Source organism: Chryseobacterium sp. G0162 (assembly GCF_003815715.1).
Classification (GTDB): Bacteria; Bacteroidota; Bacteroidia; order Flavobacteriales; family Weeksellaceae; genus Chryseobacterium.
On record NZ_CP033922.1, the window covers coordinates 4,481,607 to 4,507,325 of the forward strand.

At 34.4% G+C, this 25,719-nt stretch carries 23 protein-coding genes and 1 tRNA gene; 15 read left to right on the forward strand and 9 right to left on the reverse strand.

Going from position 1 to position 25,719, the window contains the following annotated elements; all coding sequences use genetic code 11:
* Positions 1-45: 45 nt before the first annotated feature.
* On the reverse strand, positions 46-792 hold the full coding sequence (locus EG344_RS20010) for a YggS family pyridoxal phosphate-dependent enzyme (RefSeq protein WP_123911104.1): 747 nt from the start codon (positions 790-792) through the stop codon (positions 46-48).
* Positions 789-1,508, reverse strand: coding sequence for an AAA family ATPase (locus tag EG344_RS20015; protein ID WP_123911105.1), 720 nt, complete (start codon positions 1,506-1,508; stop codon positions 789-791). Before EG344_RS20015 ends, EG344_RS20010 begins: the two co-directional genes overlap by 4 nt.
* A gap of 1,051 nt (positions 1,509-2,559) precedes the next feature.
* Between EG344_RS20015 and EG344_RS20020 the strand changes: the two genes are divergently transcribed.
* Positions 2,560-2,895: a DMT family transporter gene (locus tag EG344_RS20020; RefSeq protein ID WP_123911106.1), complete on the forward strand. Its 336-nt coding sequence runs from the start codon at positions 2,560-2,562 to the stop codon at positions 2,893-2,895.
* Here EG344_RS20020 and EG344_RS20025 read toward each other — a convergent pair.
* From EG344_RS20025 to EG344_RS20035, 3 genes are all read right to left on the reverse strand, one after another.
* Positions 2,892-3,470, reverse strand: coding sequence for a glycosyltransferase family 32 protein (locus EG344_RS20025; protein WP_262697356.1), 579 nt, complete (start codon positions 3,468-3,470; stop codon positions 2,892-2,894). The genes EG344_RS20020 and EG344_RS20025 overlap by 4 nt on opposite strands.
* A gap of 638 nt (positions 3,471-4,108) precedes the next feature.
* On the reverse strand, positions 4,109-4,849 hold the full coding sequence (locus EG344_RS20030; RefSeq protein ID WP_123911108.1) for a DNA-formamidopyrimidine glycosylase family protein: 741 nt from the start codon (positions 4,847-4,849) through the stop codon (positions 4,109-4,111).
* A gap of 182 nt (positions 4,850-5,031) precedes the next feature.
* Positions 5,032-5,658: a class I SAM-dependent methyltransferase gene (locus EG344_RS20035; RefSeq protein WP_123911109.1), complete on the reverse strand. Its 627-nt coding sequence runs from the start codon at positions 5,656-5,658 to the stop codon at positions 5,032-5,034.
* Positions 5,659-5,818: 160 nt separating this feature from the next.
* On the opposite strand from EG344_RS20035, the gene EG344_RS20040 reads away from it, so the two are divergent.
* Both EG344_RS20040 and EG344_RS20045 read left to right on the forward strand, forming a co-directional pair.
* Positions 5,819-7,174 (forward strand): deoxyguanosinetriphosphate triphosphohydrolase, encoded by a 1,356-nt coding sequence (locus EG344_RS20040; protein WP_123911857.1) that lies wholly within the window; start codon positions 5,819-5,821, stop codon positions 7,172-7,174.
* Positions 7,175-7,312: 138 nt separating this feature from the next.
* On the forward strand, positions 7,313-8,242 hold the full coding sequence (locus EG344_RS20045; protein ID WP_123911110.1) for an SPFH domain-containing protein: 930 nt from the start codon (positions 7,313-7,315) through the stop codon (positions 8,240-8,242).
* A 190-nt stretch (positions 8,243-8,432) separates the two neighbouring features.
* On the opposite strand, the gene EG344_RS24330 is transcribed toward EG344_RS20045, so the two are convergent.
* A complete protein-coding gene (locus tag EG344_RS24330) occupies positions 8,433-9,047 on the reverse strand; it encodes a DUF4377 domain-containing protein (protein WP_228412786.1) in 615 nt (204 codons plus the stop codon).
* 284 nt (positions 9,048-9,331) lie between these two features.
* Between EG344_RS24330 and EG344_RS20060 the strand changes: the two genes are divergently transcribed.
* From EG344_RS20060 to EG344_RS20070, 3 genes are read left to right on the forward strand one after another with little or no spacing between them, the layout of a single operon-like run.
* Entirely contained in the window at positions 9,332-10,138 is an 807-nt protein-coding gene (locus tag EG344_RS20060) for a hypothetical protein (RefSeq protein WP_123911111.1), read from the forward strand.
* 16 nt (positions 10,139-10,154) lie between these two features.
* On the forward strand, positions 10,155-10,589 hold the full coding sequence (locus tag EG344_RS20065; RefSeq protein WP_164464478.1) for a lipocalin family protein: 435 nt from the start codon (positions 10,155-10,157) through the stop codon (positions 10,587-10,589).
* Between the two features lie 24 nt (positions 10,590-10,613).
* Positions 10,614-11,075: a hypothetical protein gene (locus EG344_RS20070; protein ID WP_123911113.1), complete on the forward strand. Its 462-nt coding sequence runs from the start codon at positions 10,614-10,616 to the stop codon at positions 11,073-11,075.
* Between the two features lie 218 nt (positions 11,076-11,293).
* Here the strand turns inward: EG344_RS20070 and EG344_RS20075 are convergent, their stop codons facing one another.
* From EG344_RS20075 to EG344_RS20085, 3 genes are all read right to left on the reverse strand, one after another.
* Positions 11,294-11,629 (reverse strand): DUF962 domain-containing protein, encoded by a 336-nt coding sequence (locus tag EG344_RS20075; protein ID WP_123911114.1) that lies wholly within the window; start codon positions 11,627-11,629, stop codon positions 11,294-11,296.
* Positions 11,630-11,761: 132 nt separating this feature from the next.
* On the reverse strand, positions 11,762-13,444 hold the full coding sequence (locus EG344_RS20080; RefSeq protein ID WP_123911115.1) for an APC family permease: 1,683 nt from the start codon (positions 13,442-13,444) through the stop codon (positions 11,762-11,764).
* A gap of 104 nt (positions 13,445-13,548) precedes the next feature.
* On the reverse strand, positions 13,549-15,789 hold the full coding sequence (locus EG344_RS20085; protein ID WP_123911116.1) for a CocE/NonD family hydrolase: 2,241 nt from the start codon (positions 15,787-15,789) through the stop codon (positions 13,549-13,551).
* Between the two features lie 257 nt (positions 15,790-16,046).
* On the opposite strand from EG344_RS20085, the gene EG344_RS20090 reads away from it, so the two are divergent.
* The 9 genes from EG344_RS20090 (at position 16,047) to EG344_RS20130 (ending at position 25,597) form a co-directional block, all read left to right on the forward strand.
* Positions 16,047-19,010, forward strand: coding sequence for a tetratricopeptide repeat protein (locus EG344_RS20090; protein WP_123911117.1), 2,964 nt, complete (start codon positions 16,047-16,049; stop codon positions 19,008-19,010).
* A 71-nt stretch (positions 19,011-19,081) separates the two neighbouring features.
* A complete protein-coding gene (locus EG344_RS20095; protein WP_123911118.1) occupies positions 19,082-20,860 on the forward strand; it encodes a TonB-dependent receptor in 1,779 nt (592 codons plus the stop codon).
* Between the two features lie 68 nt (positions 20,861-20,928).
* Positions 20,929-21,000 (forward strand) — tRNA-Arg (locus tag EG344_RS20100).
* Between the two features lie 316 nt (positions 21,001-21,316).
* Positions 21,317-21,898 (forward strand): hypothetical protein, encoded by a 582-nt coding sequence (locus EG344_RS20105; protein ID WP_123911119.1) that lies wholly within the window; start codon positions 21,317-21,319, stop codon positions 21,896-21,898.
* A gap of 48 nt (positions 21,899-21,946) precedes the next feature.
* The gene (locus EG344_RS20110; RefSeq protein ID WP_123911120.1) at positions 21,947-22,351 is read left to right on the forward strand and encodes a hypothetical protein; all 405 of its coding nucleotides are present in this window, start codon (positions 21,947-21,949) and stop codon (positions 22,349-22,351) included.
* Positions 22,352-22,566: 215 nt separating this feature from the next.
* Positions 22,567-22,767, forward strand: coding sequence for a hypothetical protein (locus EG344_RS20115; protein WP_123911121.1), 201 nt, complete (start codon positions 22,567-22,569; stop codon positions 22,765-22,767).
* Between the two features lie 35 nt (positions 22,768-22,802).
* Positions 22,803-23,975, forward strand: a complete 1,173-nt coding sequence (locus tag EG344_RS24140; RefSeq protein ID WP_185145570.1) for an RHS repeat domain-containing protein — start codon at positions 22,803-22,805, stop codon at positions 23,973-23,975.
* Complete coding sequence (locus EG344_RS20125; protein WP_123911122.1) at positions 23,972-24,538, forward strand: hypothetical protein; 567 nt, start codon at positions 23,972-23,974, stop codon at positions 24,536-24,538. Before EG344_RS24140 ends, EG344_RS20125 begins: the two co-directional genes overlap by 4 nt.
* Positions 24,539-25,597 (forward strand): hypothetical protein, encoded by a 1,059-nt coding sequence (locus EG344_RS20130; protein ID WP_228412787.1) that lies wholly within the window; start codon positions 24,539-24,541, stop codon positions 25,595-25,597.
* The last annotated feature ends 122 nt before the right edge of the window (positions 25,598-25,719 follow it).

Here is a 25,719-nt window from a genome sequence, read left to right on the forward strand (position 1 = left end):
TTTATAGACTATAGGTAAAGTGTTTTTTAGTGCCTATTTAAATGATTATTTCTTTTTATTGCTGTTTCCTTCATCCCAATAATAGCTGTCCGGATAAATTCTGGCTCCAAATATTGCCGTTCCAATCCGCACAATAGTAGCGCCCTCTTCTATAGCTGTTTCAAGATCACTGCTCATCCCCATAGAAAGTTCATCCATTTCCACATTGGGAATGTTTTCACGAATGATTTCCTGTTGTAGGTTTTTAAGAATTTTAAAACATGGTCTTACCTTTTCTGCTTCTGAACTGAATAATCCAATGGTCATGAGACCTTTTACTTTCAATGTAGGGAATTCGGAGACTTTTCTGGTTAATTCAATAGCCTCATTTGGATCTGCTCCAAACTTACTTTCTTCATTCGAGGTATTTACCTGAATCAAAACTTCGATCGTTTTGTTCTCGGCTGAAAGTCTTTGATGCAGTTTTTCTGCCAGCTCTAAACGATCCAGTGATTGAATACAGATGACATCATATTTTAGAATATCTTTGATTTTATTAGTCTGAAGATGCCCGATAAAATGATTGATGTGGGGAGTTTCTTTTAAATCTTTATATTTTTCCTTCAGTTCCTGAACTTTATTTTCTGCAATAAAGGGTGGTCCGTTTTCCAGTGCTATTTTAATACGTTCCGCGGAAACGGTTTTAGTGGCCAGCAGAAGCTTAACTTCATCAGGATTTCTTCCTGCTTTTTCACAAGCATTTTTAATCCGCATATTGATGAGTTTCAGGTTGTGAAGAATGTCTTCTTTCATGACTGGATGGATTCTTTAGCTTCCAGTTTTTGAATTAAAGCTGTTTTTACAGCTGTTAAAGCATGGTCTTTAGCTTCTGCAAATGAAATAGAGTATTTTCTTTCAATCGCTCTCATATCCTCAGGGAATTGGCTGAGCAGGGTATCATAGAAAGTATTCAGAAACTCGGTGGAAGGCATTTCATAATGGATTCTAAGTTGAAAACGTCTTAGCAGAGCCGTATCAATAATCTCAGGGTGATTGGTAGCACACAGTAAAAGCGCGTTTTCGGGATAATAATCAATAAGCTGCAGTAAAGTATTCACCAGTCTTCTCATTTCCCCAACATCTTTATCATCACTGCCTCTTGCTTTTCCGATCTGATCCAGTTCATCAAGAAAAAGAACAGATCTTTCTCTTGCAGCTTTATCAAAAATCATTTTAATATTTTGGGAAGTTTCCCCAATTCTGGAGGAAACAATATTGCTTAAATTTAAAATGATGATGTTTTTTCCAAGCGCATTGGCAATTGCCTTTGCTGTCATTGTTTTTCCGCATCCTGAACTTCCCTGAAGAAGGATTTTATGATTCACGGGAAGGCCGTACTCCTGAAGTTCCTTGCTGTAAGTATGTTCCTTAATAAGCTGTACAAGCTGATCTCTGTTGTTTTTATTGAGAAATACATCGTTAAGGCTTACCTGGTCTTTATCTTGAATAATAAGGTTGTACAGATTCATGATGACAATTAATAGTTTCTTGAATCTAACAAAGATAAGGCTTTATTACATGACGCAGAGCATCCTGATTGAGAATAAACGGGTAGGCCAGGGAGAGCGTTATTAATGATGAGTAATGAGTAATGAGTAATGAGTAATGGTGTGGTTTTAATTGTGTTCTCTTTTTCAAAGTATAGATACATTGAATGTCCAGCTTGATGGAAACTGTTTTCATTATCAAAAAAATAAATCCGAGCATGAGTTCGGATTTATTCATTTGGATATTAAAATTTGTTATGAAACTAAGATCTTTTTGTTATGTTTTTGGGCCCTTTTACCACATTGGTAAAAGAGCGATCTGATCTCTCAGAGTAAAAACATAAAACAATATAATTAGTATAGTTTTGCTATAGGCTTATTGATTTTAATGATTAGTTTCTTTCTCTTCTTACTGTCATGAAATATGATGAGAATACTACTAAACATGTTGCGATACCGATATAAGTTACCATTTTGTATTATTTTTAATTATTTGACTTTTTTTTATTAATCTTTCAATTGCAATATTACAGCTTTCAAATCACGTGCCAAAGTAAAACACCATGATGTATATCAGTGTGTTATGGGTGTTTTATTTAATTTTTAAGAGATTTTTTGTTTACATTTTGTTAATGTATTATTGTGAATTTATTAATATATTTATTACTTCGCCTTTAAAAAAATATGAAAACGTTAACCGTTTGCAGACTTATATATTAGACTTGATAAAACAAACAATAAATAATGCGGCGCATAGTATCGGTCTGAAGTGAAGTTTTATTGTGTAAAATTTCAGCGTAAAAAAGATTTCTATGTTAAGGAAATTTATTTTTATCGGTGATTTTTGCGTTGATTTTTTTTGTCAGTTGTCAGAATCTATGACATTTTGATGATGTCAGAAGCGGAAATGCCGCTCTCATTTGTCATCTTATTGGGATTTAAATCTAAACTAAGCAAAACGAAATATAGAACTTGAGGACTTCTTTTTGAAAACAAAAGAAAGCTTTTGTTACTTTTGTATAAATAATACTTTATGGGACGCAGTTATCTTTTTTTGGCTTTGGCCATTGTATTTGAAATCATAGCCACTACCTTTCTGAAAAAATCAGAAGAGTTTTCAAAATTATGGCCATCCGTTGTTACGGTAATAGGATATGCCTGCGCTTTTTATTTTTTAAGTTTGAGCCTTCGTCAGATTCCGGTGGGAGTTACGTATGCCATCTGGTCTGGAGTAGGAATCGTTTTCATCACAATCATCGGAGTGGTGGCCTTTAAACAGGTTCCGGATCTGCCTGCCATTATCGGAATAGCTCTCATTATTTTAGGAGTAGTTGTCATTAATGTGTTTTCAAAGATGGGAACCCATTAAATAATAATATCTTGTGTGGTTTGAAGCTGTTTCCAGTGTTGTGATCTGCTTTTATACAGAAAAAATTTTCCCAACTTATATTTGAATTGTAAATAACCACGGAATTCAATTCCATTAAATAAGGTGTAGGGAATTTCCGGATTTTCTTCTAAAGACTGTTTTATCCCTTCAGTGAATACAGTAGGACCTGTAGTAGCATGTACATTATTAGGATAACAGTGGTTTTCTATATTATAAAGCATTAGTTCCAGTGTTTTCTTTAAAAAAGGATGATCTTTTCTAAAAATAAGTGCCCATTGAACATATAGATTTTCGTGTCTTTCCCTACTGAGTACTGCTTCATCTTCATCTTTAATAAGTCGCCTAAAAGGTTTGGTGATTGTACTGTCTACATCCAGATATACTCCTCCTTTTTTGTACAAAATCGCATATCTGAAAAAATCTGCTTTTGCTGCACCAATGGTGAGCCTGTTATAACAGTCAATATATTGTGGTGGAAATTCTTCAGACAAAAATTTTACGATATCATGATCATCATAGAAAAAATATTGATACTCAGGATTTTTCCTTTTCATATTCCAAATGTGAAATTTTGTAAGTAAAGGCAGCTTTTTTGTTTTAAAAGTCTGAAATATTTGTTTGGGTATAGCCATATTCTTTTTTTATCATCATTAGTAGTTAAGCATGAAATTGCTTTTATTAATGTGATTCATGTTTTAATAAGTTTTCATGAAAAAGAAGTTAATGGTAGTTTTAATGGAATAGTTTTATTAGTATTTTGATTATATTTTGCAAAAATGGTTAAATCTTTATGTTCTAAATGTTGCATTTAAAGCTTTGCTTTTCTTTAAAAATTTATAAATTTTAGAAAGTAATTCACTGTCATTGAAATTGTTATAACTGTGTTTTTATTTTTCTATCAGGTACAAAACTAAAGTGACCAGATTAGAAGTTCTTTGGAATAGAATTAAAATATCATTAAGGAGATTAAAATGATATTAGAAAATTGTTAAGAGAAATTATTATAGGAAAATAAGCAGTAAAGAAAGTAAGAGAGGGTAGAGATAATCGCCAGATAATCCCGTAAATTACTTGGTGGAATTGATTTATTGAGAAATATGTGATGTTTTTTAAACTGTTCGTAGATCTTTGTAAGAAATTAACAAGTGATAATCTGAATAATCTTTGCCGTTAATAACATGATAAATGGATGCTATTCTTTAATAAGTTGCTGGTCATTTTCACAATAAAAACTTCTTCTCTTTCCAATTCCTGTTTTTTTCTTAATCAGCTTTTGTCCACATACTGGACAGACTGATTTTGTATGAACCAGCCAGTGTTTTTTCAGCGTAAATTCTCTTTTCCATTCAAGGAATTCGAAACTGTAATTTCTGGCTTCTGCAATAAGTTCCTTTCGCTTTTTAGCAGGAAGATTCCCTATTAAGCTTTCCGGTTGTACACCAATTCTGAAAAGAACTTCATTCTTAATGATATTTCCAACACCTGAAAATATATTCTGATCCATTAAAGCATCACATACCATCATTTGTGGATGGGCTTTCAGCTTCTTTTCAGCTTTTTCAGGATTCCATAGATCGCTCATCACATCTGCTTCCCAGTCTATAGTGGAAAGAAATTCCAATTCAACAGTTTTTACAGAGCAGGTATAAAAATACATCCCTTCGCTTGAGAAAAGCAGCGCTAACCTTAAGCTCTTGTCCGGTTTCGTCTGCTCGTTAATACTATAAGACCCAAACATCAATAAATGAATACGAATGGCCGATTTTTCAAAGACCAGATAGGTTTGTTTTCCAAAAGTGCGGATCTCACGAAGCATTTGACCCATAAATGCTTCCTTGTCAAATTTTGCATTGCCAGATGCTTCTGTTACTTTATGATCAACAAATTGCAACAGGTTTTCTTTCATTAAAATAATAGATGGACCTTCAGGCATGGTGTTACTTTTCTTGTAAAAGTTCAAATACTATTCCGTAAAATTAAAATATAGAATTCACTATAGCCGGAACTTAAAATACTGATTGAATTATTCCATTTGTCATTCCGTAGGAACCTCACTAAAGCATTTCCAAAATCCAGAACCAGATTCCTACAGAATAAAAATAATACGGTTGATATCTATTGTTTTTGTCCTACAAAGCGGATCACAGAGCCTGTTCCGTTGTGAAATAATCCTTCCTTAAGTTCAATCTCTGTTTCCTGAAGCTCTATGATAGAGTAGTTAGGGAAATCTGCTTTAATTTCTTCTATAGAAAATAGGTCATCAATGTCTCTTGGACCACCTACCTTTTCGTTTTTTGTGACGTAATCAAGATGTTTTTTACTGAAAGCTTCGAAAATAATAAATCCACCTTTTCGAAGATATTGATCCAGCATTTGATGGATGGATGATTTAATATCTGCTGGAAAATGAGCATAAATAAGAGCAATTACATCAAATTGTTGTTTATGATAACCCAATGTTTGGAGTTCTCCCACCTGATAATCAATGGTTACATCATTCTGCTCTGCAAGTTGCAAAGCTTTGTGTCGGCCTTGTTCACTAATGTCAAAAGATGATGCTTTCCAGCCCTGTAATGCTGCGTAAACAGAATTTCTTCCCTCACCGTCAGCAGGAAACAGAATGGTGCCGGGTTTTAATTTTTTGAGTTGTTCTTCCAAATAATTATTGGGAGCTGTTCCATATACAAATTCCTCGTGGGTATATCTTTCATTCCATTTGTCAAGCCATGCGTTGTCTTTCATTTTTAATAGTTTAAGTTGTATCAAATGTAGGATCTTTTTACCTGTATTAACTAACGGAAAAAACTCTGATGGCAATAGATTTTTTGAATGATAATGTCTGCTTAATAAATATCTAAATACTATTCCATACAATTAAAATTTGGAGTAATTTTGAAAAATGATGAATTTAAACCAGATTTTCACCAATCAACGTACAGGAAACAATCCACATACTAAAGCTTCAAGAACTGATTTTCAAAGGGATTTCGATAGGATTATCTTCTCTTCTGCATTCAGAAGACTGCAAAATAAAACCCAGGTTTTCCCTCTTCCCGGAAGTGTTTTTGTACACAACAGGTTGACACATTCCCTGGAAGTATCATCTGTGGGAAGAAGTTTAGGAAGTATTATTGGTGAATTCATTGCTGAGGACTATAAAAATGAACTTACTGAAGATTCAAAGAATTTTTATCTCTATAACTTAGGAAATGTAATTGCTGCGGCATGTCTTTGTCATGACGTGGGAAACCCGGCTTTCGGACATTCAGGAGAAGATGCCATTGCAAGTTATTTTGAAAGAAATGAAAAAGACCTGAAGTCTAAGTTCAATGAAAAAGAATGGGCAGATTTGGTTAATTTTGAAGGAAATGCCAATGCTATCAGAGTCTTGGCTCAGCAGCAGCAGGGAAAAGATGCCGGAGGAATTCAGCTTACATTTTCTACCCTAGCAAGTATTGCCAAATATCCATGTGAAGCAGTAGCTAAGAAAAAGGGGATCATTCACCGTAAAAAATTCGGGTTTTTCCAGAATGAAAAAGATATATTTCTCGAAATTGCTAAAGGAACTCAACTTATTTCCGAATGTGAAGAGCCTCATATCTTCAAAAGGCATCCTTTTGTATGGTTGGTAGAAGCTGCCGATGATATTTGTTACAATATTATCGATATGGAAGATGCGCACCGATTGGGAATTGTTTCAACGGCAGATTGTAAAAATTTATTTTTTGAACTCGTAAAATCTGAAACAGATGATGTTCAAAGAATTGAAAGAAAATTAAGTTCTATCTCTAACGAAAACGAACAGATCTCTTATTTAAGGGCGAAAGTAATCAATGCCTTAATTAATAAGTCGATTGAGATGTACAAATATAACTTTGAAACGATCCTTGAAGGAAATCTAGGTAACGGTTTACTAGATATCTATAAAAAAGAAAATAAAGCATTACAGGATATTGCCAGCTTTTCTGTAGAAAAAATTTATAATCACAAAGCAGTTGTGGAGATTGAGAATGCCGGATACAACGTAATGTATGAATTATTGGATCATTTCATTCCTTCCATTCTTAAACCGGAAGAGGAAAGAAAATCTTATGATAAAAAAGCACTAAAGTTACTTCCAAGACAATTTGTTTATGAAAACGGAACAGATTATCAGAAAGTATTGGGAATCATAGATTTCGTTTCCGGAATGACAGATAACTATGCTACAGATCTTTATAGAAAAATTAAAGGGATTGATATCGGAATGACGGTATAATTCTATTAAATTAAGGCTGGCAGCTGGAAGTTACAACCCCACACTTCAATAACTTCCAGCTTCTGACTTCCTTCCTATAATTCTCCCTGGTTTAAATATTATTTCTATCTTTATAAGAATCAATATAAAAACTAAACTATGGGTATTTTTCTGGCGCCTGTTATTATTTTCGGGCTTATTATTTTATTTGCATCGTTTTTTGTTGTTAAGCAAGAAACGGCTGCAATCATCGAACGTTTTGGAAAATTTCAAGGCGTTAAACATTCAGGGCTTCATCTTAAGCTTCCCATTATAGATCAGATCGCTAAAAGATTAAACCTTAGAATCCAGCAGCTGGATGTAATGATTGATACCAAAACACTGGATAATGTATTCATCAAGATGAAAGTTTCTGTTCAGTATCAGGTCATCAGAAATCAGGTAGGAGATGCTTATTACCGTTTGGAAAATCCTGAAAACCAAATTACTTCTTTTGTATTTGACGTAGTACGTGCCGAAGTTCCTAAACTGAAACTGGATGATGTTTTTGTGAGAAAAGACGATGTTGCGATAGCTGTAAAAAGTGAACTTCAGGAAGCGATGAACAGCTACGGATATGACATTATTAAGGCATTGGTAACAGATATTGATCCGGATGAGCAGGTGAAACATGCGATGAACCGTATCAACGCGGCTGAAAGAGAAAAGACAGCTGCAGAATATGAATCCGAAGCTCAGAGAATCAGAATTGTGGCTGTTGCAAAAGCAGAAGCAGAATCTAAAAAATTACAAGGGCAGGGGATTGCAGATCAAAGAAGGGAAATTGCAAAAGGACTTGAAGAATCTGTAAGAATGCTGAACAATGTAGAAATCAATTCACACGAAGCATCAGCGCTTATTGTTGTGACACAGCATTATGATACCCTCCATTCCGTAGGAGCAAGTAACAGAAGTAATCTTGTTCTTCTTCCCAACTCGCCAACGGCAGCCAGCAGTATGCTGAATGACCTTGTGGTAGCAATGACAACAGCCAATACTGTAGGAGAAGCGAGTAAAGGAAAATATCCTGAACCACCACAAAAGCAATAGGAATAGTAATAAGGATGATGGAAGCTAGAAGAGGGAAGTTGTGGCAGCCAAAGAAGGAAATAAATATTTTTTAATTAGTTTATCCATACCTAGTGAAGGTTTGCTTTCTGATATAACTTCCAACACAACATGTTTAAGCTTCCTGACTATAAAATAAAAAGGCTTCAGAAAACTCTGAAGCCTTTTTATTTTATTTCTTTGTTTTAGAAACCTGTTCTACCAATGTATATTTTATTGAAGAGGCATCGGCCGGTGGATTAGCGATTTTTTCTGTTTTTACTTTTAAAACATATTCGTAACCCGGTTCGTAAGTGAACCCTTCAATATTGCTGTAGAAATTACCCCAGTTTTCAGAAGCATTTTCTTTTACCTGTAAACACTTCATACGGCCTGCTCCTGCAGAACAATCTACAGTTTGTGCTCCTACGATAAGTGTTTTTTCACCCGCTGCAGGAACGTCTTTTTTCGTTTTAGAAACCTGCTTTACCAATGTATATTTTATGGAAGAAGCGTCAGCCGGTGGGTTAGCAATTTTTTCTGTTTTTACCTTTAAAACATATTCATACCCTGGTTCATAAGTAAATCCTTCGATGTTTGTGTAAAAATTAGTCCAATTTTCAGAAGCTTTTTCTTTTACCTGCAAACATTTCATAGGAGCTACTCCCGTACAGTCTGCTGTTTGTGGTCCCACGATGAAAGTTTTTTCATCTCCAGCGGATACCCCAGCTGTTGTTGTACATTGTGTCATTGCAAATAATGCGAATGCGGGTGCTACCCCCTTTAGAATTGTTGCTATATTTTTCATAAACTTGATTTTAGCGCATACCTGGCAATTACCATGCCGAAATTTTCTTGAATTAGCGGATTTCCGGTATTGTTTTTTCATTTTTTAATCATTTAATTTGAGGGCTTCAATAAACGAAATCAGAGAAATGTATATCTTAAATAGTGCAGGATGAGAAGGAGAAATATTGGAGGTCAGGGAATTATAGACAGGATCAAAGACTCTGAATAGAATTCTATTATATGATGGGAATTGAAGAAATATAGAGTTTATATTTTGCTAGAAAAGAGAAAGAATTTTAATTGATGAAAAAATTAATGGTATTAATCTCTGGTGTTTTTGTAACCAGTAGTATGTTCGCTCAAAAAGTAGATAATGCATTACAGGGATATTTTGAGGAGCAGGGAAATGAGACTTTCTATAAAAGTTTCAATTTTGATGGAAATGGTAAAATAGCGGATGGCTTTAAAAGCAGTTACTATTTTACCAGAAATGATAGTTTGATTGTGATTCCGGATAAGGATGTATTTATTTTTAAGATTAAAAAAGATAAATTAATAGGTATTTCAGACTGGGTTAAAAACGGAGTTTGGGTTCGTAAAAAAGACAGTACTGAAGTTAATAACCGGTTAAATCCTGAAGAGGCCCAGAAAAGAGCAGGTTTATTGGCAGGGTATTATGATAAGACTAAGAATATGTCAGGATTAGATGCTCTGTTTTCAAATACTAACGATTATACCAAAATTAGTGACGACTTTTGTAATCAAGGGCTGGCTAAAGCTTGCCTCAATGCATTTGGGCTAAAGATGATGGAATATACCCCTGGATTTTTTGGTGATCTTGAAAGAATTAAAGATAAAAAGCTGAAGCCTCATCCGGAACTGATAGAACTTTCCAAAAAGATAATAAACCTTGGTGATCCAGAAGGATATAATGTTCTGGGAGCTTATTATCATCTGCTGGGACTACGCGAAAAGGCTTTTGAAACCTGGAAAGAAGGGGAGAAGCATGGTGATCCTGCCTCTATGATGTCAATGGGACTTATTGAGGTGGGTGAAGAGATGGATAAGGCTCCTAAAAGTCCTAATATTAAAAAGAAAAAGAAAAAATAATGAAGAAGCTGTTATTTTGTTCTGCTTTGAGCTTCACTTCTTGGGTGAGCGCGCAGACCCTAAAAAAGAAGATGTTATAGGATTTTGGAAACTAAAAGAATCAGGGTTTTATGAAGGGAAAAAGAAGGTTGTTAAAGACTTTGACAACTGCCGGCTGATGCGTAACTATGCGATAAGAGAGGATGGTTTTGCCGTATATAATTATATAGAGGGGAAAGTAGGGAATTGCACACCATCAGAGCCAAGGCTTTCTTTCTGGAAGGTCATAGACAATAGAATCCAGTTTTATGTAGATGATAAAAACATTCTTGAAGAGGTGGTAGTAACCTTCAATAAAGATAAAACGATCACTTTTTCAAGTTATATTCCGGAACCGGTTAAAGATAAAGATGCAGCCTTAGAAAAAGTATTGAATACAATTCATTATGATATTCTGGAAAAACAGTATTAAGCATAAATATATAATGGTAATCCTATGAATTTTGTTACAGTCATCTATCTCATCAATTTATTGTTGTATGCTATTTATTTCTTTGCAAAGGGGAGTAGTGAAGAAGTTATTACCATTGTAGATTATTCGATTTCTGCAATTATGTCGCTTTTTTTAATTCTTGCCGGATACTTTAACGCAAAGCAAAAAATGACGTATAGATCTGTCCTGTGGATGTTTTTTGTAAACATTGTATTCTTTGCAATGTCCGGGTTGTTTGACCAATTTGGAAATAATTTTAATCTTCTTTCCACAAGTGGGAGTGACAGCTTTATTTTTACCCTGGCTTTAATAGTCTATAATGGCTATTTATTCCCTTTGATTGTAGAGCTGGAAAGAACAGGTTTTTCCCTTGTATTGCCTCTCATATTATCTTTTATCCTACCATCTTTAGGTTATTGGATAGGGAAAATGACTGCACCGAAAAATTCAACTTCATCTGGCTAAATTTAATCTGAGTTCAGGCGTTTTGATTTAAGAGGTCCAACAATTTGTATGGTCTATTGTCATTCCAACGAAGGTGAGATTCTTCATTTCACTCCGTTACATCCAGAATGACATCCCATCTTTAAAGGGAAGTTGTAATGTTAATATTCCTACCATTTTAATTCCTCCTAATGGTTTAAAAAACATGATGTTGAGAGCAAAAATAGAATGGTGTGGCGTTACGGACTCTGTACTTGATTATTAGTGCCTGTAAACTTTTGTTTTCCAATTAGTAATTCAAAGAAAAGTCTGAAATCCGAGATCAGTGACCACAACGGATACTTGAAGGTGGCGGGCTTATTCTTTTCAATCACAGCATGGCTAAACCAGGCAAACCCATAACCAAAAATAGGAATGTACCATAAAAACCTTTCCTTTCCTGAACTGATGACATATCCTATTACAAAAAATACAAGTAATGTACCGATAAAATGGAATATTCGGGTTCCTGTTTTACTGTGTTCCGTGAGATAAAACTGATAAAACTCTCTATAGGTTTTGATTCTTTCAGACATAGCGGCATTAGTTTATTGTTTCTGTTGAATGTGTAGCAATAATTCTGCCGATTTTAAATAAGGATGAAAAAGAAAAAAGGCAAAATAGCTTATCCCGCCATTTTGCCTTTTTTAATGCTTTTATATATTGTTTTAGCTATTCTTTAACTCTTTTCCGAGCTTACTGTTTTTATACCCGTAGAAGAAGTAAATAAACATTCCGATCAGGAACCACATCCCAAACCAGAACCAGTTCTCATGGCTCATTCCGGTAAGAAGATATAAACAAGAACTTAATCCTACTAATGGAATAAGAGAAAGATTCTTGATAAAAGCAACCCCACATAAGATGAGATTGATCAGGATAAAGAAGAAGATAGAAGCTCTGAACTCTCCCTCTTTAGGGTCACTCCAATTCATCAGTGTTTGGAAAAACTCAGGCTGCCAGTAATAGAAAACGATCAGTCCTCCAATGAAAACAACAGGGAAAATAATCTTACCATTGATATAAGGAAGGTGGAATCTGCCTTTTATTTTTTCCTTGGCAGGAAGTGTCAGGACTCCGGCACAAACCAAAACAAATGCGAAAATTGTTCCGATACTCGTAAAGTCAAGAATGAATGTTTTATCTGTAAATAAGATAGGAATCCCTACTACAATTCCGGTAACAATGGTTGCAAAAGACGGAGTTTTATATTTTGGATGAATCTTAAGGAATTTCTGAGGCATTAGTCCGTCACGACTCATCGCATACCAGATTCTTGGCTGCCCCATTTGGAAAACCAATAACACCGTGGTAATGGCAACAATGGCAACAAAAGAAACCACCAGTTCCATCCATGCTACATTGGCATTTGTTTTTTCAAAAATGAAGGAAAGCGGGTCTCCCACACCATCAAATTTTCTGTAATCTACCATTCCCGTTAATACCAGCGTAAGAGCAATATAGATCACAGTACATAATACAAGTGAGATAATCATCCCTTTTGGTAAAGTCTTTTGAGGGTCTTTTGTTTCTTCGGAAAGAACACTTAAGGCATCAAAACCTATATAAGCAAAGAAAACCCCTGAGACAGCGCTCATCACTCCTGTAAATCCATTAGGCATAAAGGAAGGAGAGCCTGTTGTGGGACTTATTGGTGTCCAGTTATCGGTGTTGATATAAGCGAAACCTACCAGGATTACCAATAGAATTACGCCTAATTTTAAAATTACTAAAGAGTTATTGAAGTTTTTACTTTCTTTTACGCCTACATAACACAGCCATGTAATTAATCCGTTAATGACCAAAGCAGGAACATCCACGATGAACTTAAGGCTTCCAATCAATGGGGCTGTATTCCATGCATTGATTAATTCTTTATTTTCTGAACCGTTCCGGATAGCTTTGCTGGCTTCCGTATAACTACACGTAAGATAATCGGGAATATGCATTCCGAGACGCCCTAAAAAGCTGGTGAAATAATCAGACCATGAAAAGGCAACATAAATATTTCCGAAAGAATATTCCATAATTAATGCCCAGCCGATGATCCAGGCAATTAATTCCCCGAAACTGGCATAAGCATAGGTGTATGCAGACCCTGCGGTAGGAATTCTGCTGGCAAACTCAGCATAGCATAAAGCAGTAAAACCGCAGGCAAAGCCACAAATCAAATATAGAAGGATGACACCGGGACCACCTCTGAAAACGGCTTCTCCCAAACTGCTGAAACTTCCAGCTCCTATAATCGCCGCAATACCAAAAAATACAATGTCCCAAACGCCTAAGACTCTTAAAAGTCCTGTTGAAGTATCTGTATCTGAATAGATTTTTCTTCTAAAAAGTTGACTCATTCAATAACTATATTTGATTTGAAAAAAAGCAAATGTAATGATTTTTTATTTTGATGTTAACAGTCATTAACAACATTTGGATAAAATAGCATAATCAGAAACATTTAGTCTTTATAAACAGGTATTTCCACATAGCTGTCATTATACCATTTTATTTCCATCGGTTCTCCCGAATCTTTTATCGTTTCATTACTTACATCTTTCCCGGTTCCGTAGTTGAGTTGCCAGTTAGGCGTTTTGTTAATACCTATCACCAAAAGCAATTTACTTCCCTTCTCTATCTTTTTACTCATAATATAAGCATTTTTCACAGGAACCTGTTCAATTGTGTTTGGGGTAAGAAGCTGGCGTAATTCATGATCTTTAGCATAGCTGGCTCTTGCAATATGGGAAGATAACCAGAAAAGTTGTCCATCAGGTTTGATCTGATAGAGATAAGTATTGGTATCAAGGTCTTTTTTATTGACAGAAATATTAAAAATCCCTGACATATCTCCACTGATGATAAGATCCTTATCCAGTACTTCACTTTCAAAATAAATGGAATTGGTGGTTTTAATACTGTCTTTTTTGCTTACAGCGTAATAAGTGTCTTTATCATTTCTGTTTTTGAAATCAACCTTGAGTGGGGTAAAGCTTTGTTGATTGGGTTTATTAAAAACCGAAGCATTGTTTTTACTATTCTGAAGATAAAATTTAAGACTGGAAGTATGTATTTTATCCAAACTTGGAACATGTTTCCATGTATTGGTATTCATGACCTGGAAATTAACTTTATCTTTTAAAAGGTCCGGTTTTTTTCCATTTTTAAGAATATAATCAAACCATGAAAAAGCAAGATCATCAATACTGATTCTGGCTGCCGGATCTATAGGGCTTCCTTCGACATAAGTGAATCCAAAGCTTTGTGCTCCACCATGATTATAAGGGCCCATCACCAGATAATGATCTGCATTTCTGTTATATTTCATATGCTCTTTGTAATAATATAATGCACCAATCTGGTCATCATCATAATATCCGGTAGTTGTGAGAATAGGAATGTTGATGTTCGCAAATTCCTCTTTATAAGGAACCATTTTTTGCCAGTATTGATCATAACCCGGGTGATCCAGCCATCTTTGGAATATTTTACTGGGCTTACCACTTATAGTGTCCAGCGCTCTGAATGATTTACCACTTTTATACCATGCCGTATTGATAGAATCCCATTTTGCAGCATTACTGAAATCTGCCTCATCAGTATATTTATTGTTGGTTACGTATTGGATCCATTGCAGCATGTAATTCATAAATACATTATTCTGGGCAGGGTAATCAATCCCGATTCCTACAGAAACTTGTGGAACAATAGTTTTTAAGGCAGGATGTAGTTTTTTCACAGCGGCCCATTGGCTGAATCCTACATAACTTCCTCCGATCATTCCTACTTTACCATTGCTCCAAGGTTGTTTACTTACCCAGTCAATGACTTCATAAAGATCCTGTGACTCATGCTCAAAAGGGTTGTTCTCATCAGTACTGTTTCTTTTGCCTCTGGTATTGACTACAGCTCCTACATAGTTGTAAACCGCAGCTCTTTTTCCAAAAAAATGATCAATTTCACCAGCGTAAATATTACTGGTGAGAATAACCGGAAGAGGGGATTTGTTCTCCTTTTTTCTGATAATGGTAATGGTCAGTGTATTTCCATTCCGGGTTTTAAGCTCTTTTGTTTCTGTAATAAATTTTTCCTTGTCCTTTACCATCAATAGCTGCATCACCTGAGGATGGATGCTGGAATAAGTCTTATAATTTAAATAAGCTTTGCATAATGCCAACGCCGAAGCATAATCTATACTGTCTTTTCCTTTTTGTTTATCCAGTGCTTTTTTCAATAGTTTTCTGAAATTATTGACATCACCATTCACAGCAAGCCCAACCCTGGGAAGCAAATGTTCATCCAGACTTTCGTATTTTTTATTAAATGCTGTCTGAAGTGCTTTAGGAAATGAAGTTTTCGTTTCCGCTTCCATTAATTTTGCCATACTGTAGACTTCGTATCCCATAGATTTATATCCGGCCATGTTATGGTCAGCAAACTGTTTACGATGTTCAGCCAGGGTTATAATGGATTTTTTGTAGTCTTTAGCCACCATCTGCAGGCGGAAAAGAGCATCTGAAAAATCTACATCGTTTTTAGGTTTGTACTTCACAGTCTGAAGGTTAGAGATCACCTTAGTCGCTAATTCTGGCATCTGTTTTTCCAAAATAAGGTAATCTGTGACTGCTGTTTTGGGGAAATAAAATTTTTGAGCCTGCATTAGGTTGACAAAAATTAATGCTAAAAGTATCTTAAATTTCATGTTACAGTGTATTTATGGTATGTTTTTAGCTGCTGTTGAAAAAGTATCAGATCAAAATGTATTTTGTTAACTGTTTACTAAAATTGTTTACATTTTTACCAGACTAAAGTAAGAATTTTTATCATGTGATAGTGAAATGTTTTTTACTGTTATGAATTCACTGCTTTACATTATTAAATCTGCTAAAACTTGCTTAAACAATAAGTTTTTAATATTTTCGTTAACTTATTTAGACTAATTTTCTTATATCAAGAAGAATGAAATCAAAAAAAATACTTTTAGCGGCTGCGGTCATTTATTTCGGAATCTCCGATGCTCAACAGTCCCAATATTTTACCCAGAAAGAAAATTATAGATTCAATCTAGCTGAGAATCTTTATCAAACCAAAATATACAACGCCTCCCAATACGAATATGCAAGACAATATTTCTACAATCAGAATTTGTCCCGTTCGAAAAAGGAGGCGGCGCAGTTTTTTGATAATGTGATTGGTGTGATTCTTCAGAAAAATCATGCTGAAGAAGGATTGACTGCTTTCATGAAAGAATATCCTAATTCTGCTTATTTTGCCCAGGCTAATCTTCCTTTAGCGGATTATTATCTGGCTAAAAAAGATTTTGACAAAGCATTGGAAACTTTGAAAAAGGTTAACCAATACCAGCTTTCAAAAGAAGAGAATACCCAGTATATTCTGAAATTGGGGTATGCCAAGTTTATGATGGGAGATTCTAAAGGCGCTACTGATGCTTTAGAGGAAGCTTATAAAACTGCCGATCAGTCTCAGAAAGGGGAGATCGCTTATATGCTTGGACACCTGTACTACAGCAACAGGCAAAATGATAAAGCTTTCCAGTATTTTGATTCTATAAAAGATCAGGATAAGTTCTCGAAACTGGTACGTCCGTATTATGTACAGATGTATTATAATGATAAGAACTATGATAAAGCTATTTCTGAAGGGAATGCTCTATTGAATGAAAATATTTCAGAGTCATACAAAGCAGAAGTGCATAAGATCATCGGAGAGAGTTATTTCATGAAGAATGATTATAATGCTGCCTATCCACATTTGAAAGATTATCTGAATGTACAGCAGAACCCATCGGAAAATGACCTTTATGAAATGGGATTTGTTGCGGCTCAGCTGAAAAAGTATGACGAAGCAGTTTCTTATTATAACCAGCTTGTTAACAGTAATTCAGCATTGGCGCAAAATGCCTATTATCAATTAGGGAATGCTTACTTAGCTGTTGATAAAAAACAAGAGGCTCTTTCTGCATTCCGTTCTTCTTACCAGATGGATTATGATGCAAAGGTGAAAAAGTTAGCCCACGAACAGTATGCTAAATTAGGATATGATATCGGAAACCCTTTTGAAAATCCGTCTACCGTTCTTCAAAGTTATATCAACGAAAACCAAAACGCTTCCAATGCCTCAGAAATGAGATCACTATTGGTGAAATCATACCTGTATTCCGGGAATTATAAGGAAACGTTGAGTGCTATTGACCGATTGCAAAGTTCTTCCCCTGAGATCAACAAAGTAGATCAGGAGGTTTCTTATTTATTAGGAACAGAAGAATTCAATAAAGGGAATTATGATGAAGCAGAAAAGTATTTCTTAAGAAGCTTAGGCTTTAATATCAATAAAGAATTTAACAGCAGAGCTTTATATTGGCTGGCACAGGTATATTATCAGAAAGGAAATTATCCGTCTGCCATTGTTCGTTACGAAAAGCTTATAAATGAAAACTTCCCGGAAAAGCAGCAGCTGCCTTATGATCTGGGATATGCTTATTTTAAAGCGAAAAAATTCGATCAGGCTGCCACTTACTTCAAACAGTATCTGGCGAATCCTAAACCTGAATTTAAAAATGATGCAGAACTTCGTCTGGCAGATATTCACTATGCGAATAACGACCTGAATGAAGCGATTGCTATCTATGATAAAAATGCAGACGCTACAGATTATACTGTATATCAGAAAGCCATGGCTTTAGGATTTAAAGGGGATACCCAAGCGAAGATCAATAATCTGAAAAACTTATTATCAAAATATCCGGATTCCGAGTATTATGATGATGCTCAATATGAAATAGGAACGGCTTATGCAGCGCAGGATGATTTTGCGAATTCCAATGATTACTTTGGAAAGGTTATTAAAACATCTTCAGACAAAGATCTGATCGCCAATGCATCTATTTACAGAGCACAAAATTATATCGATCAGAACCAAAATGATAAAGCACTTTCTGAACTGAAATCGTTGGGAGAACAGTATAAAAATACTGCATATGCTCAAAAGATTGCTCAGGCAGCAAAACCTATATTCACGAAAAATGGCGATGTTTCAGGGTATGAAAACTTTGCCAGAAATATAGGGGTCAATGTTGATGCTTCTGAAATTGATGAGATCAACTTATCTACTGGAAAACAATATTTCGCTAAGAAAGATTATAAAAATGCTATTTCTTATTATGAGAAATATCTGACGCAGAATCCAACTGGAGAAGGTCTTTATCAGGCTAAATATGAATTGGGAGAAAGCTATTATCAAACCAATAATTCTACAAAAGCTTTACTTGTTTTACAGGAGGTGGCTGGAGTTCAGAATGATTATCAGGATGATGCTCAAACCCGTTTAGCCCAGATTTTCATTGCACAGGGTAATACAACAGAAGCTAAGAAATATCTGGAAGGCATTAAAAATTCTTCCAACATCAGCATTAAAAACTATGCGAATGTTGAGTTGATGAAGTTGTATGCGGATGAAAAGAACTTCTCTGAAGCAGAAAAACTGGCCAATGCCGTTATTGCAAATTCTAAAAACTCTGCAGCTGTTATAGAAACGGCAAAAGTAATTAAGGCTAGAAGTTTGATGAATTCAGGAAAAGATAAAGATGCTCAAACAGCTTATACTTCTCTTGAAAAATCGTCCAATACTTCGGTAGCAGCAGAGGCGCTGTATGCAAAAGCTTATTATCAGAATAAAGGAAAAGCGTTCAAATCTTCTAATGAAACCATCTTTAAGCTTGCAAATAATTATGCATCAGAAGAATATTGGGGTGCAAAAGCATTGGTAATGATGGCTAAAAACTATATTGGCTTAAAAGATAACTACCAGGCAAGTTATACATGTGACCAGATTATTTCTAATTATAAGAGCTTCCCGGACATCGTAGCAGAAGCTAAAGAAGTTAAAAAGCAGATTAAAAAGTAAAAATGCAGTATCCTGTTCATGTAAACAGTCATAATGCATTTTACATGGATACATAAATACAAGAAGTAGTAATGAACAGAAAAATTCAATTATTATCCATCATATTTTTAGGGGTTTCGCAGTTTGCGTTTTCCCAGATCAAGGAAGAAAAACTGGTTCTTAATAAAAAGAGAGAACCGGAAGTGAAGAAGATTGAGAAAAAGAAGACTTCCGTAGAAACCATTAAAAACTATCCGCCGGAAGAGAAATCCCAGACCCCTGTAAGATATACCATTACAGATGTTCCTGCGGTTTCTGACTTCAAAACTTCAACAATCCAGGGAGAAGATGTGGCTCCGAAATTTGACGGAACAGCTCAGAATAACTATGTCCAGTTCGGAATGGGAAATTATGGGAAGATTCTGTTGGATGGGAATGTTTCCAAAACCCTTGAAAATAAGTTTGAAGTAGGAGCAGATGTGCATTTGCTTTCTACCAGTGGTCTTAAAAATGATTACGATTGGAAATCAAAGCAGACTTCAGCTACGATTGGGGCTTTCTTGAACTCTTATGGAGATAAAGGGAAATTCAATATTAATGCTGAATATGGTTTGAATAACTATAACTATTACGGGATCTATGCACTGACTCCAAATGCTGATGTTGATCTGAAGCAAAAAGTGAATCAGTTCAAAGTGAATGGATACTATGATTTCTATTCTAATGAAATTTTGAATGATGTAAGAGTAAAATCATCATTCCTGAAAGATCATTTTGATACTCAGGAAAATCAGGTTTCTATTTTGGCTAACTTCTCTAAGCATGCTGTTGAATTAGGAAAATCAGGAATCAATCTGAATGCAGATTTAGGCGTAGGTTTAGAAGCTGTAAAAACAGATTTTGCCATCGTTGATAAAAACTCTTCTAATTTCTTTAATACGAGTTTAACGCCAAAAGTAACCTTTAGAAAAGGAGAATCCTATTTGATGTTAGGATCAGGATTTTCTTTCCTGAATGCTAAGAATTCAAACAGATTGATGGACCAGGTGAAGAATAATAAAACCTATTGGTTCCCACAAGCAGAATTCCAGGTGGCTGCTGCTAAAGAATTTAAATTCTACGGAGGGGTAGACGGTGGTCTTAAGCTTAATACATACGGAGATCTTCTTCAGGAGAATCCTTACGTGCTTTCTGACCAGTACTTAAAGCCTACAGAAACGAAATATCACTTTTATGTAGGATTAAGAGGAGATATCGATGAAACATTGAAATATGATGTTTCTGCCGGGTTCGGAAAAATGAAAGACATCATGTTCTTTAAAGCAAACAGCCTTTTCGACAACAATTATACCCTGAACCGTTCTGCTTATGATTTTGCCAACACATTCTCTGCGATCTACGATGATGGAAATGTAAGCGATATTAAAGGGAGTGTACAGTATTTCCCATTAGAAAACTTAATGATTGACGGGGAAGTAAGGTTTACAAAATATAACTTGAAGAACTACGATAATATCTACAACGTTCCATTATTGAACGCAAGTATTGGTGCTAAATATACAATGCTGGACAAGAAATTATTACTAGGTTTCAAAGGTATTTTTGCGAGCGACAGAACAACGAACTCTTTTTCAATTGAAGGAATTGCAAACGCCCAAGCTCCTAATGGGATGATTTACCGTTCATTAGAAAATACGAACGATAAAGTTGGTGGTTATGCGGATTTAAATCTCTCTGCAGAGTATAAAATTCACAAAAATTTCAGTATTTTCGCACTCGGAAATAACCTTCTAAGCTCAAAATACCAGACCTACAAGGCGTATAAAGTCTTAGGTCCACAAATTCTGGGTGGTGTGAAGATTACTTTCTAAATCCAAAGAAATGAATGATAAGTAATTTTGAAATTATACATTACTTATCATTTATTCCTAAAGAATACGGCTGCATAGTTTAATGGATAGAACTTCGGATTTCGGCTCCGACAGTGAGGGTTCGAATCCTTCTGCGGTCACAAAGCTCCTTTTTTAGGGGCTTTTTTTATTTATCTGAATTTAATGGAAAGATACCATAAGTAACACATGGAATACTTTGATTAAGTTCTAAAAAAACCTTGGTTGATTCAGTTTCAATCAGGGCTTTATTTACACTGCAGCATATCTTAATTGAATCATAATCAAACCCATATAGCCATTCCAAACGAGGAAAAAAATAAATAAAAACACGTCATGATTTGTCGTTTCTACTAAATATATTTGCTAAACAATTACGGTTTCCCACATTATAGGGAAATAAAAAATCCTTAAATTGTAACCCAAACACTAAATGCAGTGCAAAAAAAATATTTTAGTTCCATTCTTTTGCCTTTAAGTATATTAGGATTCTCTCAGATTCCTAATTTCCCGAATAAAGAACAGCTACATCCTTCAGCTGTTCAGAATTATTCTACCAATAATTTTACTCATCCCCAAAAGAATCAAAATATTCCAGCTTTACCCTCATCATTTTCTAGTTCAAATACTTCCAGAATACAGCAACAAAATATGACGATGGTTCAAAATGATTTTAAAAGAATTGAAGCAGAAGAAAAGGAAAAAAGACAACATAAATATTATTCTGACGAAATTCAGAAGCAGGAATCAAAAATATATTTATTTAACTCATTGGCCGATAAAAAAGGAACAAAAGCATATTATACAGCATTTAGTAATCTTTCAAAATTCAATCCTGAAGATTATTCAGTAACTGATGCGGTTTTTATTGTTGAAAATGCTTACTACAATGATGATAAAAATTTCCAAAGCACATTTCAAAATAGCATTCAGAAAGCTGTAAAAATTATTCAGAATCAAATCATTAGTGAAAAGATTGATGAGACTGATAACAGCTCAAAGAATTTAGCTATATTCTAATATTTTGCTGAAAATACTAAGCAAAACGGAAAAATAGTCCATAAAGCAATGAAGTATGATTTTGAAGATTATATGGGTGTAAAGGATTATTCCAAAATGTTTGTTTCTAAGCTCATGAAATCTAATACTGGGCAATGTCATTCAATGCCATTGTTGTATCTGATTTTAGCAGAACAAATCGGGGCGGAAGCCTTTTTAGTAATGTCTCCGAATCACTCTTATATTCGATACATGGATGATTCGAGAGAAATGATAAGTTTAGAGCTTACTAACGGAATGTTTTCAGCAAATTCCTTTGTCCTTAATTCTGGTTACATCAAATCTGAGGCATTACAGAATAAACTGTATATGCAGAATTTAAGTAAGAAAGAAGTCTTATCGCAAACATTTGTTGATTTAGCGAGCGGTTATATTCACAAATTCGGATATGATGAATTTGTAGGACAGGTTTAAATAAAGCATTAGAACTTAATCCTAACAATATCAATGCTACTTTATGGAAAAGTAATATTGATCAAATCCGTTTTCAGGAAGCCTGTAAAAGGATAGGAATTAATTATGAAGACAAGCAAGAATTAGAAAACATCCGAAATTATCCAAATTTAGTAGGCCAGCTTCAAGAAATTAATAATGAATTCGATAAAATTGACCAGTCAGGATTTAGTATAATGCCACCAGAAGATTATGAACAATGGTTAAGTTCATTAAATACTGCTGAAAACAAGCAAAAGAGTGAAGAAATTGCGGAGCGTATGAGGCTTCTGAATGCACAAAAGCAGAAAGAAACCCTGCAACAACAAAAATTAAAACCAATACCTCCTAAAAAGGAAACGCCTAAAGTTTATACCATTCCTAAAGCATGGTTGTAAGAAAAATTTTAAATTTAGAAAAGCATAATTGTTATATGAAAAGAATTGTATTTTTTAGTTTTTTGATCTTAGCAAGCTTGGCACAAGCACAGGTCAAGAAAAATAAGCCAAAGACACCAGAGAAAGAATGGATAAACCCTGTTATATTAACAAAGGAAGAGAGAAGCCGTCCATATATGAGTGAGGTTCTGAAAACAAGAGACCCTCTTACCTCTGAAGAAGCTGAAAGAAGACGTAAAAATATTGAAGCAGGAAATCCATTTAAGAAATATGGTTACTATCCTAAAGTTGCTACATTGAGCAAAGGAAAATATCTAGAATTTCATGATAAAGACAGTATTGTTGTTATAGGTTCAGTAAAGTTTAACACAAAAACACAAAATGTTGTTGAAATAATGGATATTGACTTAACAAATCCTGATGCACAACCTATTGGCGATACCCATGGTAGGTGGATTTCTCCTGACCCTTTAAGTGAAGAGTTTAGGAGGTGGTCTCCCTATAATTATGCTATGAATAATCCTTTAAGGTTTATAGATCCAGATGGGATGGCTCCAGAAGATATTATAACTACTATTTTAAAATCTACAGTTACAAAAGGAGCAGACGGTAAATCACAATTAATACAAAGAGATGTTAATGTCAAAATGACTTTGACAGTTGTTAATTTATCAGGGGCTGATTTATCTAAAACAATGTTTAGTAAAAACTCAGGTTCCGTCAGTATTAATGAATTTGAAGGGATGGGAATAAGCTCTTTTAACAATAATTCTACGGTTACAATGGATAACATAAAAAATTTTGATGTACAGTATAAAGTGGTTACAAGTATGGATGATATAGGAAAAAATGACCATGTACTATTTGTAGCAAATGAAGTGAAGAATAGCGATGGTGATGCATTAGGTAGAGGACAAAACCCAGGAAGAGTATCAGCTGTCGAAGCAGGAACAATTAAAAAAGGCACTTTCAATGAAGTTGTAAAACATGAATTTGGGCATAATATGGGAATGAAACATTCCTCAAATGATAAAGGGCTTATGAAAGCAGAGGGTACAGGACAAACTTCTATAACTTCACAACAAAGAGGGGAAATAGTATCGGGGGCAATTGGTGCACAAAAACAAGTAAAAACTTATTCTGGAGGATATTCTACCTCTTCAAGAAGTGAAGCTCAAAAATTTAAAAAAGATAACGTAACAAGATGAGAAAATTTTTAATAATCATTCTAAATTCTTTTCTATTAAGTTGTAATACTAAAAAAGACGAATTTAGAACGGAGACTGTAGGAAAAGTTTCTTTTGAAGTTCCAACAAATTGGAAGAAAAAAGATATTAAAGGCATTGATTCTAAAGGCATTGATTCTAAAATCACAACCTTAATAACATCTGCTTCAGACACAATATACATTGAATATGGTGCTTATAATAATCCATTTAATGAATCAAAAATTATTGTTGATGACAGTTTGATATATAAGACTTTAAAAGAAAATTCTGTTGGGGAAAATGTTGAATTTTCTACTAACAAGGAGCTTGACAATAGTCAGGGTATTTTTTTAGATAATTACTATTATTATGATACAATCAATAATCATCTAGCAAAGGTAATGATACCTAAAAAAACTGAAAAAGGACAAATGGGTATATATATCGCTAATGTTGATGAAAAGAAAAATAATTTTTCTATTTATACACTTCATCCATTAAGAGGAACAGATAGTTTAAATTTTTTTAGGTTGAAGAAATCAATTCAAATAAAACCACAGTAATTGAAAAAGATATACTTTATATTATCATTAAGCATTTCCTTTATGTTTAATGCACAGGAAAACCATTTTTACTCAGATGCTTTCCAAACACTAGATAATATGCTAAATGATAAACAACCATATACTTTTAAAACAGCAGTTTTCTCTGTTGAAAACGCTTATAGTCAAGGAAAATTAGATACTGTACAACTCAATAGAAAAATTAAATTTTTAGCCAGTTTTTGTAGGCAACTTACAGCCAATAGAAAACTAAAATATACGGAAAAAGACGAATCTACAGTAAGTAAATATGCCGCAATTTACACAATAATGTGTCAAGAAACTCCTGTAATTATAGGTGATAAAACAGTAGAATATAAACCGCTTACTTATGATTTTGAGGATGTATTTGGGCATAAAGAATTATCTAATCTGTTTGTGTCAAAATTGTTAGATACACAGAAAGGTAACTGTAATTCCATGCCTTATTTATACAAAATTATTGCTGAAGAATTAGGAGTTGATGCGAATTTAGCACTTGCTCCAAATCACATTTACATTAAGCATAACATTAAATCAATAGGCTGGTTCAATACAGAGTTAACCAGCGGTATTTTTCCACAGGATTCTTGGTTAATGGCTTCGGGGTATATTCATTTAGATGCTATCCAGAATGGTGTCTTTATGAAGGCATTGAACAATAAAGAAAGTCTTGCATTACTATTGGTTGATCTAGCAAATGCTTATGAAAGAAGTTATCCAGAAAATGATGGAAGTTTTTCTTTGAAATGTGCGGAAAGAGCAATACAGATACACCCTTATTTAGCAAATGCTTTGATATTACAGGCTGAAATTCATAAAAAACAATTTCAAAGAGTAATGAAAGAACAGAACATTCAAGATATTCAGACTGTATTGCCCAATCCTAAAGCAAAGGAATTGTTCAGCCTAATGAATAAAGAATATGCTCATATTCACAAAATCGGTTATCGCAGTATGCCTGAGAATATGTACTTGGATTGGTTAGTGTCTTTGAAAACAGAGAGAGACAAGTATGAAGATAAAAGATTGCAGAAATAAACAGCATATTATTTAAGATTAGATATCGATATATATTTTAACACTGAATCATATCCCTCGCTAGCGCGAGCATCTTGCTCGTGTCTAGAATAAAACTTTTTTAAGAGATTTTAAAGTGTTTT